This is a genomic window from Streptomyces sp. NPDC101234, assembly GCF_044767525.1.
GTDB lineage: Bacteria > Actinomycetota > Actinomycetes > Streptomycetales > Streptomycetaceae > Streptomyces > Streptomyces sasae.
In genome coordinates this window covers 277797-301865 of the sequence record NZ_JBIWOA010000007.1, presented here as the reverse complement: position 1 = coordinate 301865, position 24069 = coordinate 277797, and the positions used below count along the sequence as shown (strand labels likewise).

The 24069-nt window shown below is 72.3% G+C and carries 24 protein-coding genes and 1 pseudogene; 13 read left to right on the top strand and 12 right to left on the bottom strand.

Features of this window, described 5'->3' with window-relative positions:
- Positions 1 to 2: 2 nt before the first annotated feature.
- Positions 3 to 722 (bottom strand): FMN-binding protein, encoded by a 720-nt coding sequence (locus tag ACIRR9_RS15840; protein ID WP_403751555.1) that lies wholly within the window; start codon positions 720 to 722, stop codon positions 3 to 5.
- Positions 723 to 732: 10 nt separating this feature from the next.
- Positions 733 to 2070, bottom strand: a complete 1338-nt coding sequence (locus ACIRR9_RS15835) for a ferric reductase-like transmembrane domain-containing protein (protein ID WP_403751553.1) — start codon at positions 2068 to 2070, stop codon at positions 733 to 735.
- Between the two features lie 151 nt (positions 2071 to 2221).
- Here ACIRR9_RS15835 and ACIRR9_RS15830 point away from each other — a divergent pair, with 151 nt between their 5' ends.
- Entirely contained in the window at positions 2222 to 2917 is a 696-nt protein-coding gene (locus ACIRR9_RS15830) for a response regulator transcription factor (protein ID WP_365351513.1), read from the top strand.
- Positions 2914 to 4368, top strand: coding sequence for a sensor histidine kinase (locus tag ACIRR9_RS15825; protein ID WP_403751551.1), 1455 nt, complete (start codon positions 2914 to 2916; stop codon positions 4366 to 4368). The genes ACIRR9_RS15830 and ACIRR9_RS15825 overlap by 4 nt, the downstream gene beginning before the upstream one ends.
- 46 nt (positions 4369 to 4414) lie before the next feature.
- Here ACIRR9_RS15825 and ACIRR9_RS15820 read toward each other — a convergent pair.
- The 4 genes and pseudogenes from ACIRR9_RS15820 to ACIRR9_RS15805 all read right to left on the bottom strand — a co-directional run.
- Positions 4415 to 5383 (bottom strand): annotated as a pseudogene (locus ACIRR9_RS15820) (sigma-70 family RNA polymerase sigma factor); the annotation flags it as partial.
- 19 nt (positions 5384 to 5402) lie between these two features.
- Positions 5403 to 6143 (bottom strand): SDR family oxidoreductase, encoded by a 741-nt coding sequence (locus ACIRR9_RS15815; protein WP_403751549.1) that lies wholly within the window; start codon positions 6141 to 6143, stop codon positions 5403 to 5405.
- Between the two features lie 145 nt (positions 6144 to 6288).
- Positions 6289 to 7599, bottom strand: coding sequence for a PP2C family protein-serine/threonine phosphatase (locus ACIRR9_RS15810; RefSeq protein WP_403751547.1), 1311 nt, complete (start codon positions 7597 to 7599; stop codon positions 6289 to 6291).
- A gap of 115 nt (positions 7600 to 7714) precedes the next feature.
- Entirely contained in the window at positions 7715 to 8107 is a 393-nt protein-coding gene (locus ACIRR9_RS15805) for an ArsR/SmtB family transcription factor (RefSeq protein ID WP_403751545.1), read from the bottom strand.
- Between the two features lie 97 nt (positions 8108 to 8204).
- On the opposite strand from ACIRR9_RS15805, the gene ACIRR9_RS15800 reads away from it, so the two are divergent.
- Positions 8205 to 9470: an MFS transporter gene (locus ACIRR9_RS15800; protein ID WP_403751543.1), complete on the top strand. Its 1266-nt coding sequence runs from the start codon at positions 8205 to 8207 to the stop codon at positions 9468 to 9470.
- A 59-nt stretch (positions 9471 to 9529) separates the two neighbouring features.
- Here ACIRR9_RS15800 and msrB read toward each other — a convergent pair whose 3' ends face one another.
- From msrB to ACIRR9_RS15780, 4 genes are all read right to left on the bottom strand, one after another.
- The gene (gene msrB, locus ACIRR9_RS15795) at positions 9530 to 9937 is read right to left on the bottom strand and encodes a peptide-methionine (R)-S-oxide reductase MsrB (protein ID WP_316772161.1); all 408 of its coding nucleotides are present in this window, start codon (positions 9935 to 9937) and stop codon (positions 9530 to 9532) included.
- A 13-nt stretch (positions 9938 to 9950) separates the two neighbouring features.
- Entirely contained in the window at positions 9951 to 11339 is a 1389-nt protein-coding gene (gene murC, locus ACIRR9_RS15790) for a UDP-N-acetylmuramate--L-alanine ligase (RefSeq protein WP_403751540.1), read from the bottom strand.
- 208 nt (positions 11340 to 11547) lie between these two features.
- The gene (locus tag ACIRR9_RS15785) at positions 11548 to 12021 is read right to left on the bottom strand and encodes an indole-3-glycerol phosphate synthase (RefSeq protein WP_123973156.1); all 474 of its coding nucleotides are present in this window, start codon (positions 12019 to 12021) and stop codon (positions 11548 to 11550) included.
- A gap of 154 nt (positions 12022 to 12175) precedes the next feature.
- Positions 12176 to 12934 (bottom strand): pyrimidine reductase family protein, encoded by a 759-nt coding sequence (locus ACIRR9_RS15780; RefSeq protein WP_403751538.1) that lies wholly within the window; start codon positions 12932 to 12934, stop codon positions 12176 to 12178.
- 235 nt (positions 12935 to 13169) lie between these two features.
- Here ACIRR9_RS15780 and zapE point away from each other — a divergent pair, with 235 nt between their 5' ends.
- The 7 genes from zapE (at position 13170) to ACIRR9_RS15745 (ending at position 19151) form a co-directional block, all read left to right on the top strand.
- A complete protein-coding gene (zapE, locus tag ACIRR9_RS15775) occupies positions 13170 to 14276 on the top strand; it encodes a cell division protein ZapE (protein WP_403751536.1) in 1107 nt (368 codons plus the stop codon).
- Positions 14277 to 14470: 194 nt separating this feature from the next.
- The gene (locus ACIRR9_RS15770; RefSeq protein ID WP_403751534.1) at positions 14471 to 14866 is read left to right on the top strand and encodes a hypothetical protein; all 396 of its coding nucleotides are present in this window, start codon (positions 14471 to 14473) and stop codon (positions 14864 to 14866) included.
- A gap of 92 nt (positions 14867 to 14958) precedes the next feature.
- Entirely contained in the window at positions 14959 to 15537 is a 579-nt protein-coding gene (locus ACIRR9_RS15765; protein ID WP_384576034.1) for a carbonic anhydrase, read from the top strand.
- 8 nt (positions 15538 to 15545) lie between these two features.
- A complete protein-coding gene (locus ACIRR9_RS15760; protein WP_403751532.1) occupies positions 15546 to 17045 on the top strand; it encodes a SulP family inorganic anion transporter in 1500 nt (499 codons plus the stop codon).
- Between the two features lie 161 nt (positions 17046 to 17206).
- Positions 17207 to 18037, top strand: coding sequence for a slipin family protein (locus tag ACIRR9_RS15755; protein WP_403751530.1), 831 nt, complete (start codon positions 17207 to 17209; stop codon positions 18035 to 18037).
- Between the two features lie 52 nt (positions 18038 to 18089).
- The gene (locus ACIRR9_RS15750) at positions 18090 to 18941 is read left to right on the top strand and encodes a polysaccharide deacetylase family protein (RefSeq protein ID WP_403751528.1); all 852 of its coding nucleotides are present in this window, start codon (positions 18090 to 18092) and stop codon (positions 18939 to 18941) included.
- A gap of 18 nt (positions 18942 to 18959) precedes the next feature.
- Positions 18960 to 19151, top strand: coding sequence for a hypothetical protein (locus ACIRR9_RS15745; RefSeq protein ID WP_403751526.1), 192 nt, complete (start codon positions 18960 to 18962; stop codon positions 19149 to 19151).
- Here the strand turns inward: ACIRR9_RS15745 and ACIRR9_RS15740 are convergent.
- On the bottom strand, positions 19143 to 19814 hold the full coding sequence (locus ACIRR9_RS15740) for an ABC transporter (RefSeq protein ID WP_403751524.1): 672 nt from the start codon (positions 19812 to 19814) through the stop codon (positions 19143 to 19145). The two genes, ACIRR9_RS15745 and ACIRR9_RS15740, sit on opposite strands and share 9 nt — an antisense overlap.
- Positions 19811 to 20683: an ATP-binding cassette domain-containing protein gene (locus ACIRR9_RS15735; RefSeq protein ID WP_403751522.1), complete on the bottom strand. Its 873-nt coding sequence runs from the start codon at positions 20681 to 20683 to the stop codon at positions 19811 to 19813. Before ACIRR9_RS15735 ends, ACIRR9_RS15740 begins: the two co-directional genes overlap by 4 nt.
- Positions 20684 to 20814: 131 nt before the next feature.
- Here ACIRR9_RS15735 and ACIRR9_RS15730 point away from each other — a divergent pair, with 131 nt between their 5' ends.
- The 3 genes from ACIRR9_RS15730 to ACIRR9_RS15720 all read left to right on the top strand — a co-directional run bounded on the left by ACIRR9_RS15730 (position 20815) and on the right by ACIRR9_RS15720 (position 23846).
- Positions 20815 to 21531: a peptidyl-tRNA hydrolase gene (locus ACIRR9_RS15730; protein ID WP_403751520.1), complete on the top strand. Its 717-nt coding sequence runs from the start codon at positions 20815 to 20817 to the stop codon at positions 21529 to 21531.
- A 105-nt stretch (positions 21532 to 21636) separates the two neighbouring features.
- Positions 21637 to 22428: a DUF4142 domain-containing protein gene (locus ACIRR9_RS15725; RefSeq protein WP_403751518.1), complete on the top strand. Its 792-nt coding sequence runs from the start codon at positions 21637 to 21639 to the stop codon at positions 22426 to 22428.
- 128 nt (positions 22429 to 22556) lie between these two features.
- On the top strand, positions 22557 to 23846 hold the full coding sequence (locus ACIRR9_RS15720) for a DUF692 domain-containing protein (RefSeq protein WP_403751715.1): 1290 nt from the start codon (positions 22557 to 22559) through the stop codon (positions 23844 to 23846).
- The last annotated feature ends 223 nt before the right edge of the window (positions 23847 to 24069 follow it).

Sequence of the window (24069 nt, the reverse complement as noted above, 5' to 3'; positions counted from 1 at the left end):
GATCAGCCCTTCGCGTCGATCGCGGCCTGGAGGGACTCCTTGTAGCCGTCACTGGTGATCGTCGCGCCGGACACGGTGTCGATGTCCGCGCTCTGTGCCTTCAGTGTCTCAGCGATGAGCACGGGCACGGCGGCCGTGGTCTGCGGGTGGTCCGGCTGCTGGAGCATCTTCACGGCGGAGATCTTGTCGCCGGAGAAGGTCACCTGGACCTGGACGGGGCCCTTGTCGGTGTTCACCGTCGAACCGGCGACCACCTTCGAGGATGCAGACGCCGAGGCGGAGGCGGAAGCCGAGGCAGAAGCAGAAGGTGACGCGGACGCCGACTTCGCGTTCTTGTCGATCGCCGCCTGGAGCGACTTCTTGTACGCGTCGCTGGTGATCGTCGCACCCGACACCGTGTCGATGTCCGCGCTCTGCGCCTTCAGCGTCTCCGAGATCAGCACCGGCACGGCGGCCGTCGTCTGCGGATGGTCCGGCTGCTGGAGCATCTTCACCGCGGTGATCCTGTCACCGGAGAAGGTCACCTGGACCTGGACGGGACCCTTGTCCGTGGTGATGGTCGTGCCCTTGACGACCGTGCCCGAGGCGGCGGTCGTGGAGGCGGAGGGGGTCGTGGCCGACTCGGCCGTGGAGGACGTCGTACCGCCGATCGACGGCTCGTAGCGCCAGACGGGGATGAGGCCCGCGATGCTCAGGGCGACGACAGGTATGGCTCGCTTCACGGTGTCTCTCTCATCCCGCCAGGCTGAAACGCTCGAAGTGGATCTGCGGCTTGGGCACGTCCAGGTCTCCCAGGGTGCGCAGCACCGCGTTCATCATCGGCGGCGGTCCGCAGAGGAAGACGTCCCGGTCGGCGATGTCCGGCACCAGCTGGACCAGTTCGCGGGGGCCCAGCTTGTCGGGGACCGGCGGGCCGGTGACCAGGTGCAGTTCGGCTCCCTTGGCGACGGCGAGGTCACGGAGTTCGTCGTAGAGGACGGCGTCGCGGTCGGTGCCGACGCGGTAGATGACGACCGCGTGGCCCTCGATGTCCTCCAGGAGCGCGCGGATCGGGGTGACACCGACGCCGCCCGCGATCAGCAGGGACTCGGTCTTCTGGCGGTGCAGGGTGGTGAACGCGCCGTAGGGGCCCTCGGCGAAGACCCGGGTGCCGACCTTCAGGTGCCGCAGGGCTGCACTGCCGTCACCGGCCGCCTTGGCCGTCAGACGCAGGGTGCGGCCGTCCGGGGCGGCGGAGAGGGAGAAGGGGTTGGCCTGCCACCAGCGGTCCTTCGTCAGGAAGCGCCAGAGGAAGAACTGGCCGGCCTGCGCGCCCAGCTTGTCGAGGTCGCGGCCGGTGATCTGGACCGAGACCACGTTGTCCGACTCGGGGACGACGGCAAAGACGCGGAACTGGTGACGGTAGTTGCGCCACAGCGGGAGGACGGCACGGCCGAGGACCACCGAGCCGAGGGCGACCGCCCACACCGCGTACCAGTAGGCCGTCGCGGCCGACGAGGCGGTGAAGGTCGTACCGACCGCGACCTGGTGGCTGAAGGCCAGCACCACGGCCACGTAGGTGTACAGGTGGATGAAGTGCCAGGTCTCGTAGGCGAGGCGGCGGCGGGCGTAGCGGGCGGAGACGGCGCCGACCACGATGATGATGCCGAGGGCGACGGTCGCGCGGAGCACGCCCTCCGTCGTCTCGGCGAGGTCGACCAGCTCGCCGACCGGGCCGACGCCCGCGCCGTCGGCGTAGCCGAAGCTGATGAAGACGGCGTGTGCGAGCAGCGTCCACAGCAGGGCGAAGCCGGTCCAGCGGTGCCAGGAGGTCAGCCGGTCCATGCCGATCCGGCGGTCCAGCCAGGGCAGCCGGGCCACCAGCACCAGCTGGAACGCCATGACGAGAGCGCCGTAGAGGCCGAAGAAACGGCCGATGACGATCAGGGCGTTGGAGGCGAAGCCCGCCTGGGCGAAGAAGTAGGCGACCACGGCCGCGTTCACGGCGAGCACGGCGTACAGGCCCGTGCGGGCCACCACCCTGGGGCGTATCGCCGTGGGGGGCGCAGGGCGTGATTGGACGGTCGTCACGGGTCGGCAGCTCCTTGATCGGGTCCTGGGAGTCGAGCTTCACCCGCGACTGCTGTCGTTTTCCTGTCGGACTGCTTTCAACTGGTTATCGATGTGTTTTCTGTGTGAGCACGGGTCTGGCGTCCACGGCCGGGTGGCGCAATATGAGCGGGTGGAAAAAGTACGACTCCTCGTCGTGGACGACGACCCGCCGATCGCCGACCTGGTCGCGACGGTCGCACGGTACGAGGGCTGGGAGGCGGTCACCGCGTACTCCGGTGAGGACGCGCTGGCCAGGGTCGCCGAGTTCCGGCCGGACATCGTCGTGCTCGATCTGATGCTGCCGGACCTGGACGGTTTCGGGGTCCTGGACCGGCTGCGGCAGTCGGGCGCGATGGTGCCGGTGGTGTTCCTCACGGCGCGCGACGGGGTCGCCGACCGGGTCGCGGGGCTGACCCGGGGCGGGGACGACTACCTGGTCAAACCGTTCGCGGTGGAGGAGCTGATGGCGCGGCTGCGTACGGTGCTGCGGCGCAGCGCCGGACCCGGCTTCCAGCGCTCGGTGCTCCAGGTCGCCGACCTGACGATGGACGAGGACACCCGGGAGGTGCGGCGCGGCACCCGGCTGCTGTCCCTCACCCCCACCGAGTTCGAGGTGCTGCGCTATCTGATGCGCAAGTCACCGACGGTGCTCACCAAGGCACAGATCCTCGACCATGTGTGGGAGTACGGCTTCGGCGGCCGCTCCAACGTCGTCGAGCTGGTCGTCAGCCGGCTGCGCCGCAAGATGGACGAGACCGGCGGGGAGTCGCTGATCCACACCGTGCGCGGCTTCGGGTACGTGATCCGGCAGCAGGCGGCGGAGTGATCGGCCGGCTGCTGCGCTCGTACCGGAGCACCCGTCTGGGCACCCGGCTCGCGCTGGGGCTGGGGGCGCTGGCCCTGGTGGTCTTCGCTGTCGTCGGCACGGCCCTGACCACCTATATGCGGGACTACCTGTCGGCCCAGCTCGACGACCAGCTCGGGCTCGCCCAGACCGCCCAGTCGAAGAGCATCGAGCAGAACGGCACCCTCCAGGGCAAGAAGTACTACCGCTGGTACTACGCCGTGTACGACGTCTCGAACGGCACCCCGGTGCTGCGCAAGCCCGAGGAGACCACCGACCTGCCCCCGGACATCGGCGACCTCACCTCGGTGGCGAAGGCGCAGATAGCCGCGGGCACGGAGGTGCTGCGCACCAGGAACCTGACCGGCGAGGGCGAGTACCGGCTGCGCGGCTGCGAGGTGGAGCCGGGGGTGGTGCTGGTCAGCGGGGCCCCGATGGACAGCATCGACGACACGGTACGACAGCTGGTCACGGTCCAGGTCGTCGCCTTCGGGCTGGCCCTGCTGGCGCTGGTGGTGTTCGGCCGCCGGCTGCTGCGCAACGGCCTGCGGCCGCTGAGCGACATGGCGCACACCGCGCACGGGATCGCCTCGCACAATCTGACGGAGTCGGCGGCCCGGCTGCCGCTGCGCGCGGACAAGCGGGGCGGCGGCGCCGAGGTGGAGGAGCTGCGCACCGCGTTCAACACGATGCTGGAGCACATCGACCACTCGCTGGCGGTCCGTGCCGAGGCGGAGCAGCGGCTGCGCCGGTTCGTCGCGGACGCCTCGCACGAGCTGCGCACCCCGCTGATGTCGGTACGCGGCTACGCCGACCTCTTCCAGTACGCGGCCGCCAACCAGCCCGAGGAACGCGACAAGCACCTGGCCCGGCTGCGCGCCGAGGCGGCCCGGATGGGCGTCCTCCTCGACGACCTGCTGCTCCTCGCCCGCCTGGACGCGGCCGAGGTGGAGACGCCGCTGCGCCCCGAGGACACCGACCTGACGGAGCTGGTCCGGGAGGCCGCCGACGCCTTCCGCGCGGCCCACCCCGACCATCCCCTGACGGTGTCCGTCGGCCCGGAACCGGTGCCGGTCCGTCTGGACCCGGTCCGGATCCGCCAGGTCCTGGACAACCTCCTCACCAACGCGGCGGTGCACACACCGACGGGCACACCGGTCTCCGTGACGGTCGCCGTCGCCCCCGACTCGGCGTCGGTGACCGTGACCGACCAGGGCCCCGGCATCCCGCCGGCCGACCGCGCCCAGGTCTTCGACCGCTTCTACCGCGTCGACAAGGCCCGTAGCCGCGACCGCGGCGGCAGCGGCCTGGGCCTGTCGGTGGCACGGGCGCTGGTGGAGGCACACGGCGGAACCATCGCGCTCGGCGACGCCTCAACGGACACGACGGACACGACGGCCTTCACCCTGACCCTGCCCCGGCTGAGCAGGTGAGCACGGACCGGCGGACCCGACCGCGCCCACGCTCGTTCCACCCCCCTCACCCGGTGAGCGCCGGCGCGAGGCCGAACGTGAGAACCAGGGACGGATCGTTGAACGCGGTGATACGGCTGACGCGGGCGCCGACCAGGGTCAGGACCTGGATGCCGTACGCCTCGTAGCGGTCGCCGTCCGTGCGCCGGTGGACGACGAAGGCGGGCTGGCCGTTGGCGTGGGTGGGCGTCATCCGCCACAGGCCGGGCCGGAGCACTCGGCCGGAGAGGAAGCCGACGACGGCTGGGCGTCCGGTGAACCAGGTCGGGGTCGGCGGCATCTCCAGCTCGACGTCGACCCGCAGCAGGTTCACCAGCGTGTCGGCGTCGGCCCGGGTGAACGCGTCCACGTAGTCGTCGAGCAGGGCGCGGCGGGCCGCTTCGTCGGGTTCGGCGAGGTCGTCCTCGACCGGTCCGGCCTCGGCGAGCCGGGAGCGGGCCCGGCGCAGCGCGCTGTCGACGGCGGCGGTCGTGGTGTCCAGGATCTCGGCGACCTCGGCGGTACGGAAGGCCAGTACGTCGCGCAGGGTCAGCACGGCGCGCTGCCGGGCGGACAGGAACTGGAGCGCGGCGATGAAGGCGAGCCGCACCCCGGTCCGCCCGGCCACCACCGTCGCCGGGTCGGCGGCGCCGAACAGCGCGTCGGGCGCGGGCTGGAGCCACGCCATGGACGGCTCACGGGGCGCGACGGCCACCCGGTGATCGTCCTCGGGAGCGCCGAGGCCCGACGGCAGGGGCCGCCGGGCGCGGGTCTCCAGTGCGGTCAGGCAGACGCGGGTGGCGATGGTGTAGAGCCAGCGCCGTACCGAGGAGCGGCCCTCGAACCCGTCGTACGACCGCCAGGCCCGCAGGTAGGTGTCCTGCACGAGATCCTCGGCGTCGTGCACCGAGCCGAGCATCCGGTAGCAGTGCGCCAGCAGCTCCGGCCGGTACCGCTCGGTGGCGGCGGCGAAGTCGGTGTTCGAGGGCATCGTCGCTTCTCCCTGTCGTGTCCCGCTATTCGCCGAGCGGGGTCAGCCCGGTCCCGCCGATCCGGTACTCCGGGGCGCTGTCCCGGTTCCCGGCGACCTCCACAACGGCCCTGCCGACCTGCTCGGCGGTGAGGAGGGTCCCCCTGCCCCTGAGGAAGGTGTCACGGTCCACACCCTGGCGCGCGGCGTAGCCGGCCACCCCGACGGCCCCGACGCCACCGGCCGGGGTCATGTCGGGCAGCAGGGTGACGAACCGGATGTCCAGGCCGGCGCGCTGCGCCTCGTCGGCCCCGTACCCCCGCAGATAGCGGACGGCGGCCTTGGCGCTGGCGTATCCGCCGCTGAGCGGGGAGCCGAACAGGGCGGCCCCGCTGGACATGGAGACGACCACGCTGCCCGCCGCGAGCGGCTCCCGCAGCGCGGCCCGGGTCCAGGTGAACACATGCCGGGTGTCGACCTCCCAGTTGCGGCGGAAGGTCTCCCAGGTGTGCTCGTGCACGGGTGCCATATGCGGTTCGGCACCGGCGTTGAGGACGAGCAGACCCGGCCGGTACGTGCGGATCACGTCCTCGGCCACCGTTTCGTCGGTGGCGTCGGCGGCGACAGGGGTGAAGCCGTCCTCGGCGACGGCCTTCAGGCCGCGCTCGTCGCGGGCGATGCCGACGACATGGGTGCCCTCGGCGAGCAGGGCGGCGGCGACCGCCCGGCCGAAGCCGCGGCTGGCGCCTGTGACGACGGCGGTCTGGAAGGGATGGTTCTCGGTCATCGCACTCTCCGCGGTGGCGATCGGACTCGGTCCGTATCAAGACCGGCCGCGGCCGGAAAATCCGTCGTCGCACCCTCGGGAAGTCCTGCGGAAGTCCCTCAGAAGTCCCTCGGAGGGACCCTTCGAAGGTCCCTCGGCGGAGAGTTCAGGCCACCTCCATGTCCTCGTCGCCCTCCTGCTGCTCGGTGGGGCCCTGCCGGGCGTGCGGGCGGGCCGCGAGGACCGCGACGTCGTCCTCGGCGTTGCGGGCGTCGAGGCGGGTGAGGATGGATTCGAGGAGGGCGTCGATGCTGACGGCGGGGCTGAAGTGGAGGTCGGCGAGCCGGCGCAGGGAGCGGTCGATGTCCTCGCCCCGGTGTTCGACGAGGCCGTCCGTGAAGAGGACCAGGGCCTGGCCGGGTTCGAGCTGGTGGGTGGCCGCCTCGTAGCCGCCGAAGCCGGTGCCCAGGGGTGGGCCGACGGGGACCGGCAGGAGGGAGGTCCGGCCGTCCCAGGCGACCAGGGCGGGCGGGAGATGGCCGGCGCTGGCCAGGGTGACCTGGCCGCGGCTGGGGTCGACTCGCACGAGCAGGCAGGTGGCGGGTCTTCGGTCCGCCTCGGTGGCGGCGATGTCGTCCATCTGGCGCAGCACCCGGTGCGGGGGCAGTTCGGAGGAGGCGATGTAGCGGAGCAGGGAGCGGTAGGCGTTCATGTCGACCGCGGCTTCGAGACCGTGGCCCATCACGTCGCCGACGACGAGCAGCGTGCGCCCGAAGTGCAGCCGTACGGTCTCGCACCAGTCGCCGCCGACCAGCACCCGCCGGCCGGCCGGAAGATAGCGGATCGCCACGTCCAGGTTCGGGTGCGGCCGGCCGGGTTCGGCGAGCAGGGCGCGCTGCAGGTCGCCGGCGGTGCGGTTGACCTGCTCGTACTCCCGGGCGTGCCGGATGTGGGACGCGGCGCGTTCGGCGAGGAGGGCCAGCAGCTCGGCCTCCGCACGGGCGAAGGCGATCCCCTCGCGGGCGCACACCAGGACGCCGTACTGCTCGGATCCGCTGGTCAGGGGCACACACAGGGCCGGACGGGTACGGTCGGCGACCGGGCGGGACAGCCAGGGGTCCGTCCAGTGGTCGGCCGCCGGGGTCCCCGCGTCCCGGGCCACCGCCGTCGCCCAGCGGGCGTCGGGCAGCAGGTCGGTGTGGCCGGTGATCGCCTCGTAGCCGGAGACGGTCTCGCCGACGCGCCGGATCACGGCCGCGCCGCCACCGGCGAGCCGTACCACCGCCCGGGTCAGTTCCGCGCAGGTCGTGGGCTCGTCGAGGGTGGTGCCGACACCGGCCGCCGCCGTCCGCAGCGCCTTGAGCGACGCGGCGGGACCGGCGCCCGCGGCGGCCCCGCCGCGTCCGCCTCGCCCGCCCGGACCGTCGGCAAACGCGGGTCCCCTACGGGACTGGAACCATCGCGCGACACCCGACACCCTCACAGAATCTCAAACAGCGCCGAGACGGGCACCAGCCGCCCGCACCGGCACCCGCCGCCGCCCCCTGCGCGCCGCCCTCGCCCCGGCAGCCCCGGCAGCCCCGCCTCTCCCGTCAGGCCCCGTCGGGCGTCCACGCCGCAACCAGGTCCAGCAGACCGGGGAAACGCGCGTCGAGGTCGTCGACACGGACGTGGCTGCGCCGCTCCAGACCGTACTGGCGCTGCCGGGTGACACCCGCCTCGCGCAGGGCCTTGAAGTGATGGGTCAGCGAGGACTTGGGGCGGTCCAGGCCGAACCAGCCGCAGGTGTGGTCGAACCGCTCGGACTCCAGCAGGAGTTTCTGCACGATACGCAGGCGCAGCGGGTCGCTCAGCGCGCCCAGCACCGTCTCCAGGCGCAGGTCCGCGACCGAGGGCTCCGGCAACGGCTCGGGCAGGTCCGCGGGTTCCGGCAGCACCTTGAACTCCGGCACCCGCAGGGACGCCGGACGCGCCATCGACGGCATGGGCAACTCCTCAGGACCCGAATCGCTTGTACGACTCCGATCGTACTGCATGCTAAGTTCGAGAAAACTCGTACTGCATCAGCGGGAGGGACCTGTCATGCCTGAAAGCCGAACGGCGTCCGCGAAGGCGGTGGGCGCGCGGGAAACCGCGGTGGACGAGCCCTCACGGGCCACCGCCTCACCCCCTCCCACCTGGTGGGTATGGCTGGCCGCATGGCCGGTGACCGCGGTGTTCGTGCTGTCCAACGCGGCGACGCCGCTGTACGTGCTGTGGCAGCGCGAGATCGGGTTCTCCAAGGGGACCCTGACCGTGGTCTTCGCCTTCTACATCGTCGGTCTGCTCGGGTCGCTGCTCGTCTCCGGGGTCGTCTCCGACCGGCTCGGCCGCAGGACGGTGCTGCTGCCCGCCCTCGGTCTCGCCCTGGCCGCCTGCGTCGTCTTCGCGACCGCGGCCGGCGTGACCGCGCTGATCGTGGCCCGGCTGTGCACCGGAATCGCCGTCGGCGCGGTGGTCTCCGCAGGCATGGCCGCCGTGACGGACGTGGCCGGGCCGCACCGCAAGCGCCTCGCGGCACTGGTCGCCTCCTGCGCCATGGTGTTCGGGGCCGGCCTCGGCCCGCTCCTCGCCGGCGTCCTGTCCGAGACCCTGCCCGCCCCCACCGTCACCGTCTTCGTGGTCGAGACGGTACTGCTCGCCACCGCGGTCCTCGCCGTGCTGCGCATGCCCGTGCGCCGCCCGGCCGCCCCCGCCGGGGGAGCCTGGATCCGCGTACCGGGCGTCCCGCACGGCGACGGCCGCCGGCTCGCCCTCGGCATCGCCGTGTTCGGGCCCGGCATCACCGCGACGTCGTTCGTGCTCTCGCTCGGCCCGTCGCTGCTGTCCGGTCTGCTCGGTACGGCCGGCCGGATCGTCGCAGGGTCCATGGCGTTCGTGATGTTCCTGACCGCGACCGGCGTGCAGTTCGCGGTGCAACGGCTGCCGAGGGGCACGATTCTCATCGCCGGAGCGGTCGCCACCGCGCTCGGTATGGTCGCGCTGGCCACCGCCGTACACACCGAGTCGGTCCCCGCCCTCATGGCCTCCGCCCTGCTGGCGGGGGCCGGCCAGGGCATGGGCCAGCTCGGCGGCCTCTCCCTGCTCAACTCCACCGTGCCGCCACAACGCCTCGCCGAGGCCAACGCGGCCCTGAACGTGGGCGGTTACCTCCCCGCGGGCCTCCTGCCGGTCTCGGCCGGCTACCTGAGCGACGCGGTCGGCCTGCCCACCGGTACGACGGTCTTCGCCGCCGTTCTACTGGCCCTCGCCGCCGTCGGCGGCCTGACCGTCGTGGTCTCCCGGCGCAAGGTGGCCGATCTCGCGTGAAAGGCCGGCGCCGGGCCGGGCGCTCCCGCCCGGCCCGGCGCACCTTGCCGCGCCTGCGGTCAGCTCTCGTCCTCGGTCAGCCGCAGCGAGATCGAGTTGATGCAGTACCGCTGGTCGGTCGGGGTCGCATACCCCTCGCCCTCGAAGACGTGCCCGAGGTGCGAGCCGCAGCGGGCGCAGCGCACCTCGGTGCGGACCATCCCGTGGGTACGGTCCTCGACCAGCTCGACCGCGTCCGTGTCCTTCGGGTCGTAGAAGGACGGCCAGCCGCAGTGCGACTCGAACTTGGTGGTGGAGGTGAACAGTTCGGCACCGCAGGCGCGACAGGAGTAGACGCCCTTGGTCTTGGTGTCGGTGTACTCACCCCTGAAGGCCGGCTCGGTCGCCGCCTGACGCAGCACGGCGTACTCGGCCGGCGTCAGCTCCGCCCGCCACTGCTCGTCCGGCTTCTCGACGTCGTACGACATGACTCTCAGCCCCTCACTTCGCCAGGCGTTCCAGGATCCTCGGGCCCAGGTCGGTCACATCGCCCGCGCCCATGGTGAGAACCAGATCGCCCGGCTTCGACATTCCCGCGATCACGGTGGGCACCTCGTCCTTGTCGTGGACGGCGGTGACGTCGGCGCCGGCGGCCCGCGCCGCCTCGATGATCAGCTCGCTGGTGATCCCGGGGATCGGGTCCTCGCGGGCCGGGTAGATGTCGAGCACGACCGAGGCGTCCGCGAGGGCCAGCGCGTCGCCCATCTCCTTGCCCAGCTCCTGGGTGCGGGAGAACAGGTGCGGCTGGAAGACGACCAGGATGCGGCTGTCACCGGCGGCGCCGCGCATCGCCTCCAGGTCGGCGGTCATCTCGGTCGGGTGGTGGGCGTAGGAGTCGATCACCTGGACGCCCGCCGCCTCGCCCTTGAGCTGAAGGCGCCGCTTCACGCCGGTGTACGCGGCCAGGGCGGGTGCGAGTTCGGCGGCCGGGACCCCGAGGGCCACGCCCGCGGCGAGCGCGGCGACCGCGTTGTGCGCGTAGTGCCGGCCGGGGACGGAGACCGCGAAGGTCAGCTCGGTGCCGTCCAGCAGGACCGTGACCTGGCTCTTCAGGCCCTGTGGTACGACCGACAGCACACGTACGTCGGCGTCCGCGGCCTCGCCGTACGTCACCGTGCGCACCTTGCCGGCGACCCGCCGGGTCAGCTCCCGGGCGCCCTCGTGGTCGGCGTTGACCACCAGCGTGCCGCCGGGCACGATCCGGCCCGCGAAGGTCTCGAAGGACTCGTAGATCTCGTCCATCGAGGCGTAGTTGGCGTGGTGGTCGAGCTCCACGTTGAGGACGATGGCGACCTCGGGCGCGTACTTGTGGAAGCTGCGGTCCGATTCGTCCGCCTCGGCGACGAAGATCTCGCCCTCGCCGTGCAGGGCGTTGGAACCGGGGGCGTCCAGGTCGCCGCCGATGGCGTACGAGGGCTCGCGGCCCAGCTCGGTCAGCGACACGGCCAGCATCGAGGTGGTCGTGGTCTTGCCGTGGGTGCCCGCGACCGCGATCGGCCGCAGACCGTCCATCAGGGCGGCCAGCGCGTCCGACCGGTGCACCACGGGGATGCCCAGCTCGGCCGCGCGCGCCAGCTCGGGGTTGTCCTTCCGGATGGCCGACGACACGACGACGCAGCTGGCGTCGTCCGCGAGGTGCTCCGCCGCGTGCCCGATGTGCACGGTGACACCCAGTGCGCGCAGCGCCTCGGCGGTGGCCGACTCCTTGGCATCACTGCCGGCCACCGCGGCCCCGCGCTGGGCGAGGATCTTGGCGATCCCCGACATCCCGGCGCCGCCGATGCCGATGAAGTGCGGTCGGTCCATGGCGGAAGGAAGGCCGGGTGCCATGTAGTTCTCCCCAGAGACGGTACGTGCGAAAGCGTGCCTAGCCTATGCGCTCGGACCGCGGGAGCTTTGCAAGGGGCGCAGGCGTCAGCGCCCCGTCAGGGGCGCTGGGGGTACCCCCGGCCGAAGGCTGGGGGAGGAACTGCGCGACAAGCCACGCCGAAGCCGCACCCGCCGACGCACCGCACCCCGACGGCGCCCGGGCGAACCCCTACGCCTTGCTGTGCGAGAACAGCTTCAGCACCGGCACCCCCACCTTGTGCCGCGCCCGGGACGCCCAGTCCCGGTGGAAGAACTCCTCCACATAGTGCGGATCCGTCAGCACGATCACCTCGTCCGCACCGACCTCTTCCACCAGCTTCTTCAGCGCGTCCAGCGGATGGTCCTCGACCAGCCGTCCCTCAGCCGCGCTCCCCGCCGTACGCAGAGCCGTCAGGGACACGTCCAGCGCCTGCTCGGCGGGCTCCTTCGCCGCGTCCCCCTCCGGCGTCTCCCGCTCGCGCGCGGCCTCGTCCAGTTCGCCGAGCGCGATGTCGTCGATGGCCCGCAGCAGACGGTCCGCCTGGTCGCCGCGGGGCTGGAGCAGCACATGGAAGGAGACCTGCTCGTCCCCGTGCAAGGTGGTGACGAACTCCACGTCGGCGGACGTCAGGGCCTTCTCGATCATCAGAACGCTTGTGAACACCAGGCGCCTCTTCTCCTTAGAGGGCCGCTTCGACCCTCTGTCCTCCGTGGGGCCCAGCACCCCTGCGGAAACCATCCTGCCCCGCGATCGCACGGGTAGTGCCGGACTTAGTGTGCCCGTCCGAAGCTAAGCGGAACGACTGATTCCGCTCATTTCAGGACCGGCGGTAGCGACCGAACAGGAATCCGGTCTCTTCCAGTAGGGACACTAGTTCGAAGCGGTGGGGCACGGCCACGCGGGGTCCCCCGGAGATCCGCTGGGCGTCCCCCGCCGTGAGCATCGGGGAGATCGTCAGGCACAGCTCGTCGAGGACGTCCGCGGCGACGAACTGCCCGAGCAGCCGGGGACCGCCCTCGGTGAGCAGCCGGGTGTGGCCGAGGCCGGCGAGGGCGCGTACCGCGCGGGCGGGGTCGACGCCCTTGCCGTCACCGGCGATCACCACCCGGGCCCCGGCCTGCTCGGCGGCCGCGACCCGGTCGGGGGCCGCCGCCGCGCCGGTGAGGACCAGCGTGGGCACGAGGGGCGAGGTGAACAGCGGGACCGAGAAGTCGAGGTCCAGGCTCGCGCTGACGACGGCGACCGCGGCGGCCTGGGCCTGCCCCGCCGCGGTCCGGGCCGCGGCGAACTCGTCACGCGCGCGTACCGGCCGGTACCCCTCCTGCCGTACCGTTTCCGCACCCACGAGGACGACATCCGCGAGCGCCCGCAGGGTGCCGAAGATCCGCATGTCGGCCGCGCCGGAGATGGGCTGCGACCGCCCGTCGTGCTGACCGGCCCCGTCGAGCGTGGACACCATGTTGGCCCGCAGCCAGACCTCCCGCCCGGCGGACTCCGGGTAGGCATAGGCGAGGGCCAGCTCGGCGAGGCTCCACTCCCGGTCGACGAGATCGGCACCGACCGCCGCGGCCGTCACCGCGGAGCCGCCCCGGCCTCCCTCGGACCCGCCGCCGGCACCACCCGGACCCACCTCGGCCCCACCACCGGGCCTCGCCCCCGGAGCCCCCGGAGCCTCCAGATCCCCCGAAGCCGCAGTCCCCTCCTTCACGGCCGATCCGCCGGAGGCCCCGGCCCGGGCTGCTGTCTCTTCGGTCACAGGGAACAGGCGTCGCATGCCGTGCAGTGTGGCACGGCAACTAGCATGGGCAACCGTGTCCTCTTCTCCCGCCACATCCGAGGTCAGCCCCATAGCCGACACGGGCCCGCTGGCCCTGTGCGCCCGCTCGCCGCACGTTCCCGCGGACCGGCTGGTCGCCGAGATGGTGCCGCCACCCCGCTTCGACTCGGTCCGCTTCGCCACCTACCTCCCGGACCCCGACCAGCCGAGCCAGACCGAGGCCGTACGGGTCCTGGAAGGCTTCGCCGGCGGTCTCGGCGGGGCTCACGCGGCGGCCGGCGGCAAGCGTGGCTTCTTCGGCTTCGGCAAGGCCAGGGCCCCGAAGACCCCGGCCGGTCCCCGCGGGGTCTACCTCGACGGCGGGTACGGCGTCGGCAAGACCCATCTGCTCGCCTCCCTCTGGCACGCCACCCCGGCCGAGCCCGCCCTGAAGGCGTTCGGCACCTTCGTGGAGCTGACCAACCTGGTCGGCGCCCTCGGCTTCCAGCAGACCGTGCAGACCCTCTCCGGCCACCGGCTGCTGTGCATCGACGAGTTCGAGCTGGACGACCCCGGCGACACGGTCCTGGTGTCGAGCCTGCTCGCGCGGCTGGTCGACGCCGGGGTCGCGCTCGCCGCCACCTCCAACACCCTGCCGGGCAAGCTCGGCGAGGGCCGGTTCGCGGCCGTCGACTTCCTGCGCGAGATCCAGGGCCTGTCCGCCCACTTCCGCGCCCTGCGCATCGACGGCGAGGACTACCGCCACCGCGGCCTGCCCGAGGCGCCGGCGCCCTACTCCGACGAACAGGTGACCAAGGCGGCGTACGCCACGCCGGGCGCATCGCTCGACGACTTCCCGCACCTCCTGGACCACCTGGCCAAGGTGCACCCCAGCCGGTACGGCGCGCTGACCGACGGCCTGACGGCGGTCTGCCTGACGGACGTCCAGGCCGTGCCGGACCAGTCGACCGCACTGCGGCTCGTGGTCCTCGCGGACCGGCTCTACGACCGCGAGATCCCGGTCCTGGCCTCCGGACTGCCCTTCGACAAGCTGTTCAGCGAGGAGATGCTGAACGGCGGCTACCGGAAGAAGTACTTCCGCGCGATATCCCGGCTCACCGCCCTGGCGAGGGACGCCAAGGGGTTTGTGAGCGCCGGATAAGCGCCCTTTAGTTGATCAAGCCCCCAAGGTCAAGAGCCTGATCAGGCCACATCACCGGCACTTTTCACGCTCTCTTCGGCTCGCAACACCGATTTAACCCTGCAAACAACTTTGCAGGGTTAACGTGTTTCTTGACCAACCATTGACCTGTGCTTGATGTGCACAAGAGGCGCGAACTGCTGCGAGGGGGGCTCATGTTCCGAGGTACGACGGCCCGGACCGTGCTCTCGCTCCTGGCCGCCGCCCTGCTCGCCGTCCAGTTCTTCGCGCCTGCGGCAACCTTCGCAGCCGCGCACACCCTCAGTCATGTCGAGGCCAAGGCCCAGCCCGGATTCAAGCCCCCGGTGAAGGCCGTGCGCGACGGCTCGCACACCCTCCGCGACCACGGCCGGTGCGGGGAGCCTCCCAGCCCGCCGCCGGCCGCCGACCGCCATCGCACCTCCCCCGCCGGCTGGGCCGACGACCGGCCGCTCGCCGCCCGGCACACCACGGCCATACACGCCTCGGTGCCGCCCGCCGCCAAGCACCGGCACGCGTCAAGACCGTCGAGAGCCCTCACACCGGCCGCGCTCCAGGTCTTCCGCTGCTGACAGGCGGGTTCCGCCTCGGCTCTTCACCCCCCCCACGACCGTCGTGCAAGCCCGACGCGCCGTCGCGGCGCGCCAGGAGGAGTCCACACAGCATGCAGCCCCTCATCGACAACGCCCGTACGTTCGGACAGCGCCCTGAGGAGTTCGCCAAACTCGCCGAAGGCCAGTCCCCGCAGGTGCTGTTCATCACCTGCTCCGACTCCCGGGTCGTCCCGGCCCTGATCACCGGCGCCCGCCCGGGTGAGCTCTTCGAGCTGCGCACCGCGGGCAACATCGTCCCGCCGTACGCCTCGGAACACCCGACCGGCGAGGCGGCCACCATCGAATACGCCGTGGAGGTGCTCGGCGTCCGCGACATCGTCGTCTGCGGGCACTCGCACTGCGGCGCCGTCGGCGCGCTGGTGCGCGGCGACGACCTGACCGCCGTACCCGCCGTACGGGACTGGCTGGCGCGTGCCGAGCCACGCCCGACCGGGACGGCGGAGGACCCGGCCGTGGCCGAGGGCGTGCAGAGCCATGTGCTCGCCCAGTTGCTGCGGCTGCGCTCCTACCCGTTCATCGACCGGAAGCTGACGGAGGGTCGGCTGACCCTGCGCGGCTGGTACTACGAGGTCCACACCGGTGCCGTGCGCGAACACCGCGCGGAGACCGACGCGTTCGAGACCCTGTGAGCGTCGCGATGACCAAGTTCCCCCACATCAGGTTTCCTTACATACGGCAGGACTTCGCTGCCTCTCTCGTCGTCTTCCTGGTCGCGCTCCCGCTGTGCGTGGGCGTGGCCGTCGCCTCCGGTGTCCCGGCCGAACTCGGCCTGGTCACCGGCATCGTGGGCGGCATCGTCACCGGGCTGCTGCGTGGCAGCAGCCTCCAGGTGTCCGGTCCGGCGGCCGGACTGACCGTGCTCGTCTTCGAGGCGGTGCACGAGTTCGGGCTGCCGGTGCTCGGCGTGATCGTGCTGGCCACCGGCGTCCTGCAGATCACCATGGGCGTCCTGAAACTGGGACGGTACTTCCGGGCCATCTCGATCTCGGTCGTGGAGGGCATGCTGGCCGGAATCGGTCTGGTCCTGATCGCCGGCCAGCTGTATCCGGCGCTCGCCACCAAGGCCCCTGCGTCGGGCCCCGGCAAGATAGCCGGACTGCCCGGGGCGTTCCTGGACGCGCTCGGGGACGGGAAGGCGCTGGCCTCGCTCGCCCTCGGCGCGGGCACCGTCGCCGTCCTGGTGCTGTGGAAGCACGTCCCGGCGAAGGTGCGGACGGTCCCCGGACCGCTGGCCGCCGTCGGTCTCGCCACCCTGGCCGCGTTCTTCCTGAGCCTCCCGGTCGCCACCGTCGAGGTGCGCGGGCTGCTGGGCTCCGTCCAGCCGCCGCCGCTGAGCGCCTTCGGCGAACTGGCGGGCCTGGGCGTGATCGGCACGATCGTCGCGTTCACACTGATCGCGTCCGCCGAGTCGCTGTTCAGCGCGGCGGCCGTGGACCGGCTGCACAACGGTCCGCGCACCGAGTACGACAAGGAACTGGTCGCTCAGGGCGCGGGCAACGCGCTCTGCGGGGCGCTCGGCGCGCTGCCGATGACCGCGGTGATCGTGCGCAGCGCGGCCAACGTCCAGGCCGGCGCCCGGACGAAGGCGTCCCGGGTGCTGCACGGCGTCTGGCTGCTGCTCTTCGCGGCTCTGCTGCCGGGAGTCCTGGGTTACATACCGATCCCGGCCCTCGCCGGGATCCTGGTCTACTCGGGCGCCAAGCTCATCCCGGTGCGCGCGCTGACCGCGCTCTGGCGCGAACACCGGGGCGAGGCGCTGATCCTGGTCGTCACCGCGGTGTCGATCGTCGCGGTCAGCATGTTCGAGGGCGTGCTCATCGGGTTGGCCCTGTCGATCGTCAAGACCGCCTGGGAGGCCTCGCACCTCAAGCTGGAGATCGTGGACAAGGGCGCGGGCCCGATCGACGCCCATCTGTCGGGCAACGCGACCTTCCTGCGGCTGCCCAAGATCCTGGACAGCCTGGAGGCGCTGCCCCAGGACCGCCCGATCCGGGTGGACCTGTCCGGGCTGCACCACCTCGACCACGCCTGCCGGACCGCGCTGGAGAGCTGGGCCGCGCGGCACAGCGCCGCCGGTACCGAGCCGGTGAAGGTCACGACCGCCGAGGCCACGGCCACCCCGGTCACGACCCTCTGAGTCACGGCCGCCTGAACCGGCGGCCGCTCCCGGGCCGGGATGCCGACGCCCCTCGGCATCCCGGCCCGGACCCGCTTCCCGGGGGCCGTGGCCCCGAGCCTCCTACCGGGCATATCGTTGAAGCATCAGACATATCGGACCTCTTCATCTGGGGGGTCGTGATGGTTCAGGAGCTGCTGGTCGCGGTGGTGGCGGCGCTGTGCTTCGGCACGCTGTACCTGGCCGCCGGCGCGCGCGTCGTCAAGCAGTACGAACAGGGTGTGCTGTTCCGGCTCGGCCGCGTCACCGGTGACGTACGGACGCCCGGCTTCAACCTGGTGATCCCGTTCGTGGACCGGCTGTACAAGGTCAACCTGCAGATCGTGACCCTGCCGATCCCCGCCCAGGAGGGCATCACCCGCGACAACGTCACCGTGCGGGTGGACGCGGTCGTCTACTTCCGGGTGGTCGACGCGGTGAGCGCGCTGGTCAAGGTCGAGGACTACAAGTTCGCCGTCTCGCAGATGGCCCAGACCTCGCTGCGGTCGATCATCGGCAAGAGCGATCTGGACGATCTGCTCTCCAACCGCGAGCAGCTCAACCAGGGCCTGGAGCTGATGATCGACAGCCCGGCCGTGGGCTGGGGTGTGCAGGTGGACCGGGTCGAGATCAAGGACGTGTCCCTGCCGGACACGATGAAGCGCTCGATGGCCCGCCAGGCCGAGGCCGACCGGGAGCGCCGGGCCAGGATCATCAACGCCGACGCCGAGCTGCAGGCCTCGAAGAAGCTCGCCGAGGCGGCCCAGCAGATGGCCAGCACCCCCTCGGCCCTGCAGCTGCGGCTGCTGCAGACGATCGTGGCGGTGGCGGCCGAGAAGAACTCCACGCTGGTCCTGCCCTTCCCGGTGGAGTTGCTGCGGTTCCTGGAGAGAGCCCAGCAGCCGGCACCGAACGGCGACACCCGGCCCGAGGTCACCGAGAGCATGCCGAAGGGAGGGCCGCCGCTCGGGTGACCCGGCGCCGCGCCCACCGGAAAACACACATATACCGACCTACGTTCATACGGTGATCCGATCAGTACGCCGTCTTGCCGGTACGACCGCCGTCTGCGTGGCCCTGGGCGCCGCGCTCGCCGCCTGTGGCTCCGCCCAGGCCCCGCAGGCGGGCCGTCCGGCCCCCGCCAGGCCCGCTCCCGCCGCCAAGCCGCCCACTCTCCCCGCGGGCCCCGGCGGAGCGGCGCCCGTCTTCTTCCACGGTCCGCGCACCCGGGGCAAGACCGTCGCCCTGACCTTCGACGCCGACATGACCGCCGACCAGGGGCCGCGCGCGGCCGCGGGCGAGCACTTCGACAACCCGGCGCTGATCGAGACCCTGCGCCGCCTGAAGGTACCGGCCACGATCTTCATGACCGGCCGCTGGGCCGACCAGTACCCGGAGCAGGCCCACTCCCTCGGCGGCGACCCGCAGTTCGAGGTCGCCAACCACTCCTTCAGCCACTACGCGTTCACCGACGACTGCTACGGCCTGCCGACCGTCTCCGCCGCGAACATGAAGTCGGACGTGCAGCGGGCCCACACCGCGCTGCTCCGCGCGGGGGTGCCGCACCCGATGCCGTACTTCCGCTTCCCCGGCGGCTGTTACGACCAGCAGGCGCTGCGCGCGGTCGGCAAGCTCGGGGTCACCGCGGTGCAGTGGGACGTGGTGAGCGGCGACGCGTTCGCGACGGACGCCGACGCGGTCACCAAGCAGGTGCTGGACGGGGTGAAGCCCGGTTCCGTGGTCGTCATGCACTGCACCCGCAGCGCCGCCCCGACCACCGATGAGGTGGTCCGCACCGTCGTGCCGCAGCTGCGCAAGCAGGGCTACCGGTTCGTGAAGGTGTCCGAGCTGATCGGCGAGACACCGGGTCACCGGTGACCGTCCTACGCTGGAGGCATGAGCGACGAGGGCCACGAGGGCTGCTGCACGATCACCGGGGCCGCGAAGCCGCCGACGGCGGACGGGCCTCCGTACGCGGAGTGTGTGCTGTGCCGGGAGCCGACGGAGTATCCGGAGTCGTACAAGGGGATCACGATGTGCCCCGTGTGCGAGTGGCAGGAGGCGCAGCGGACCGCCTGTTCAGGGTGAGCGGCGGCCGTTGAGGGCGCAGGCCGCGGCGAAGGCCGCGGTGGTGAGCAGGGCCGCCGCGGCCACCGGCAGCGGGGAGACCGGGATCCGGCCGGATTCCGAGCCGGTGACCAGGCCGCTGACCGCCGCTTGCGCCGGGGAGCCGGCCGCCACCGTCGAGAGCAGCGCGGCGAGCAGCATCGCCGGCACCGCCCGGCCCGGCGAACGCAGCAGCGGCCGGTTGGTGAGCGCGCCGACGGCGCTGCCGAGCAGCGCACAGGCGAGAGTCGCGAGGAGACCGGCGGCTCCGGCCCGCAGGGGCGGTACGGGGAGCCGGTGGTCGTTGGTGGCGTGCTGACTGATCACCGTCACGAGCAGGGTGGCCGCCGTACCGAGCACCACAGCGGCGGACAGGGCGGTGAGCAGGGCGGCCAGATGGGCCCTGGCCGGGCCACGCGCCGCCACGACGCAGGCCCGGGCGGCGGGCGGCTCGCTCGTGACACAGATGCGTACCAGCCAGGCGGCCACCGGCAGCAGCCCGGCGGCCGTGTAGCCGAGCGAGTCCAGCACCGGCTGACCGCTCTGCACACCCACGCCCAGGAACACGGCGTACAGGATCACCGGCGGCAGCCAGCGCTGGGAGCGCAGGAGGAGAGCGGTCTGGTAGCGCAGGAGTGCGGTCATGGGCGGTCTTTCTCGTCCGGTGGGACGTCCGGGGCGCTGACGGTGACCACGTGCCAGGGCGGCTGGGCCGTGAGCAGGGCACGCAGGACCACGTCCGAGTGGGACACGGGAACCGTAAGACGGTAGGTGCCGGGGGCCGGTTCCTCGGCCGAGGCCGCCGTACGGGTCGCGTCGGCGGGGAGACGGCCGCCGGCCGGGCCCCGGACGATGACGACGGTGTGCGGGCCGACGGGTGGGGTCGCTTGCCCGGTACGGGGTCTGAGGGTGCCGTCGACGACCTGGTGGGTCGCGTCGGGTACGCCCGCGAGGCGCCGTGGATCGTGGTCGACGAAGACCACGGCACCCCCGGCGGCGGTGCGCTCCGCGACAGCCCGCTCCAGCTCCGCCCGCGCCTCGGCGTCCAGTCCGGTCCACGCCTCGTCGAGGACGAGGAGTCCGGGGTCGGCGAGAAGGGCCTGGGCGACCGCGACCTTCTGGCTGGTGCCCTTGGAGAGGTGGGCCATGGGGGTGGCCGCGTAGGCCGCGGCGCCGAACCGCTCCAGCCAGTCCGCGGCGCGGGCGGCCGCCGTACCGCGGGAGAGGCCGTGGACGGTGCCGAGGTGGGTGAGGTAGCCGACGGGGGTGAAGGGGAGGGCCGACGGGAAGCGCTCGGGCACGTACGCGGTGCGCGGGCGGCCGGTGATACGGCCCTCGGTGGGGGTGTCTATGCCGGCGACGAGGCGGAGCAGGGTGGACTTGCCGGTGCCGTTGGCTCCCTCCACGCGGGTGAGGGAGCCGGGGGTGATGGTGAGGTCGACGCCTCGTAACACCCAGGGGCCGCGTATGCCGTAGCGGCGGCCTACGCGGGCCAGTTCAAGATCACGGTGCATGGAGGTATTGTCGTGCGGTTTCGCCGCGGAGGTGCGCAGCGTCTCGGTCTGCGGGCCGGTGGGGGCTGGTCGCGCAGTTCCTCCCCCAGCCTTCGGCCGGGGGTACCCCCAGCGCCCCTTAGGGTGATGTGGTGAGTGTTGATTCGAAGTCACCCGGCGACAGTCCCTTTCGAACCGAACCCACGGCACGCGACGAAGCACCCCAGTTCGTGCTGCCGCTCGTCGTACGGATAGAGAAGTCGGCTCCTCCGAACCGCACCGATGCTCTTGAGACGGCCGCCCGGGCCGTGCTGACCATGCTCGGTGATGAGCGTGCCCTCGGGGACGGGGAGTGGGCGCAGGCCGTTCGGGACTGGGAGGACGCCCGGATCCGGAAGGTCGTGCGGCGGGCCCGGGGCGCCGAGTGGCGGCGGGCCGAGGGGCTGCCCGGGATCACCCTCACGGGGAAGTCCGCCGAGGTACGGGTGTTTCCGCCCGTTCCCCTGGACGGGTGGCCCAAGGAGCTGGCCAAGTTGCAGGTGTCGGGGACGGAGTTGGAGGACCCCGAGCCGCCCGTCGGCGCCGACCGGTCCGAGGCCGTGCTCTGGATGAACCCGGAGTTGGAGATGTCGGCCGGGAAGGCGATGGCGCAGGCCGGACACGGGGCCCAACTGGCCTGGTGGGAACTGTCGGAGGAGGAACGGGAGGCCTGGCGCGAGGCCGGGTTCCCGCTCGCCGTGCGGACCGCGGACCCTGCCGAATGGCCTCGGCTGACGGGCAGCGGGCTGCCGTTGGTGCGGGACGCCGGGTTCACCGAGATCGCGCCGGGGTCCTGCACGGTGGTCGCGGACCATCCCGCACTGCGCTGACCTCGGTTCTTTTACCTATCGTTGGAAACTTTGCCGTTTGTTTGAACACCGCCGCCGTCACACCCGTACGTCCTGGCACCGAACCAGCGACACCGGGAGGCAGCCTTGCGGCGTTTCACCAGTACGGCCATGATCACGGCGGCCCTCGCCACCACGATCGCCGCGGTCGCCTTCCCCGTCTGGTCCTACTCGGACCGGGCGGGCACCGGGGAGTCGAACCTGGCGGCGGGGACCGTGGCCACCCAGTGGGGCCCGCTGAGCGCCGCAGACCGCGACCTGATCGTGCGGGTCCGGCTGGCCGGGCTGTGGGAGCTGCCGGCCGGGCAGCAAGCCGTCCAGCGGGCGCCGAGCACGGCGATCCGGGAGGCCGGCGACCATCTGATCGTCGGCCACACCGACCTGGACAAGCGGGTGCGGATCGTCGCCGCGCAGCTGGGCGTCGAGCTGCCCAACGTGCCCAACGAGCAGCAGCAGGGCTGGCTGCAGGAGATGTCGGCCGCGAGCGGCGCGGAGTACGAGTACAAGTTCGTCAACCTGCTGCGGGCCGCGCACGGCAAGATCTTCCCGGCGGTCGGGGCGGTGCGGAACAGCACCCGGAACAGCCTGGTGCGGCAGCTGGCCTCGGACACCAACCAGACCGTCCTCGACCACATCACCATCCTGGAGAAGACCGGCAAGGTCGACTTCGACGCCATCGCCAACGAGGTCGCGGGCGCGAGCACGGCCAGCCCGACCGGTCCGGCCGCGCCGGTGCCGGGGCAGGTGGTGCCGTCCGCGCCGGTCGCACAGGCCAGCGGCGACGTGCGGACGACGTCCAAGCCGTCGCCCGGTGCGCCGGGCACGGTGAACACCTCGCGCCCTGACCCGGCGGACACGCTGGGCGTGCTCGGCCAGTAGCCGACGAGCTCCCCGGAGCGCGGCCCCGAACCTCAAATGTTGCTCTGAAGCGGCAGGCAACGCGGTTCGCGGGCGCGCTCCGGGGCCATACCCCCGTCACTCGGAGCAGGAGGGGGACGGTCATGACCTTGGAGCGGCTGGGGACGGGCATCGGCTGGCGGCCGGAGATCGCGGACGCCGTGGAGCGGATGCCGGGCATCGACTGGGTCGAGGTCGTGGCCGAGAACACCTGCCCGGGCCACCTCCCGGAGTCGCTGCGGCGGCTGCGCGGGCGCGGGGTGACCGTCGTGCCGCACGGGGTGTCGCTGGGGCTCGGCGGCGCGGACCGCCCGGACGAGGGACGGCTCTCGGCACTCGCCGAGCGGGCGGAGGCGCTGGGCTCCCCCCTGGTCACCGAGCACATCGCGTTCGTCCGCGCGGGCGGCCCGCTCACCGCCTCGCCGGTCCTGGAGGCCGGCCATCTCCTCCCCGTGCCGCGCACCCGCGACGCGCTCGACGTCCTCTGCGAGAACGTCCGCATCGCCCAGGCCGCGCTGCCGGTACCGCTCGCCGTCGAGAACATCGCCGCGCTGATCGCGTGGCCGGGCGAGGAGATGACCGAGGGGCAGTTCCTGTACGACCTCGCCGACCGGACCGGGGTACGGCTGCTGATCGACGTGGCGAACCTGCACACCAACCATGTCAACCGCGGCGAGGACCCGGCGAAGGCGCTCGCCGAACTCCCCGTCGAGGCGATCGCCTACGTCCATGTCGCGGGCGGCTTCGAACGTGACGGCGTCTGGCACGACAGCCACGCCCATCCGGTGCCCCCGGCGGTCCTGGACATCCTGGCCGAGCTCGCGTCCCGGGTCGCGCCACCCGGTGTCCTGCTGGAGCGGGACGAGAACTTCCCGGATCCGGCCGAGCTGGAGCGGGAACTGGCGGGGATCCGGGCGGCGGTGGCGGCGGGGTGTGGGGTTGCTCACGCCGACGACCGGGCCGGCGGGCCGGAGCCGACGGCCGCCGTCGCCGTCGCCGTCGCCGACACCACCCGGCAGCGGGTCGGGCTCGCGCAGGCGGCGGTGCTGTCGTCCCTGGTGGCGGGGACGCCGGTGCCGGAGGGGTTCGACCGGGTGCGGATGGGGGTGCAGGCGCGGGCCCTGGCGGCGAAGCGGGCGGACGTGGTGGCGAAGGTGGCGCCGGAGCTGCCGGAGATTCTGGGGGACGGCTACCGGGCGGCGTTCCTGGCGTACGCGCAGGAGCGGCCGATGACAGGGGGCTATCGCCGGGACGCGCTGGAGTTCGCGGGGCGGTTGCTGCGGGAGGGGTGGGCGGAGGACAACGGATCCCATCGGCGATTGCGGAAGTGGTGGCTGGACCGGTCGGGGCCGGAGCCTCGGCGATCGGTCGTACGGAGGGCGTTGCTGCGGAGGGGATGACTCGCTGACCAGGGTGGGGCTGAGGGCGGGGGGTTTCGCTTACCGGCGCTGACAGGGTGCCGCCTGCGCCCACCCGTGCCGCCCTGGGGGTCCCCCTCTGGGGGAGGCACGACTGCCCGCAGCTGGAAACAGGCGGCTGGCACAGCGCCCCTTCAGGGGCGCGGGGAACTGCGCGCCCAGCCCCCAACCACCCGCACTCCCCCACGGCCCGAACCCACCTCGG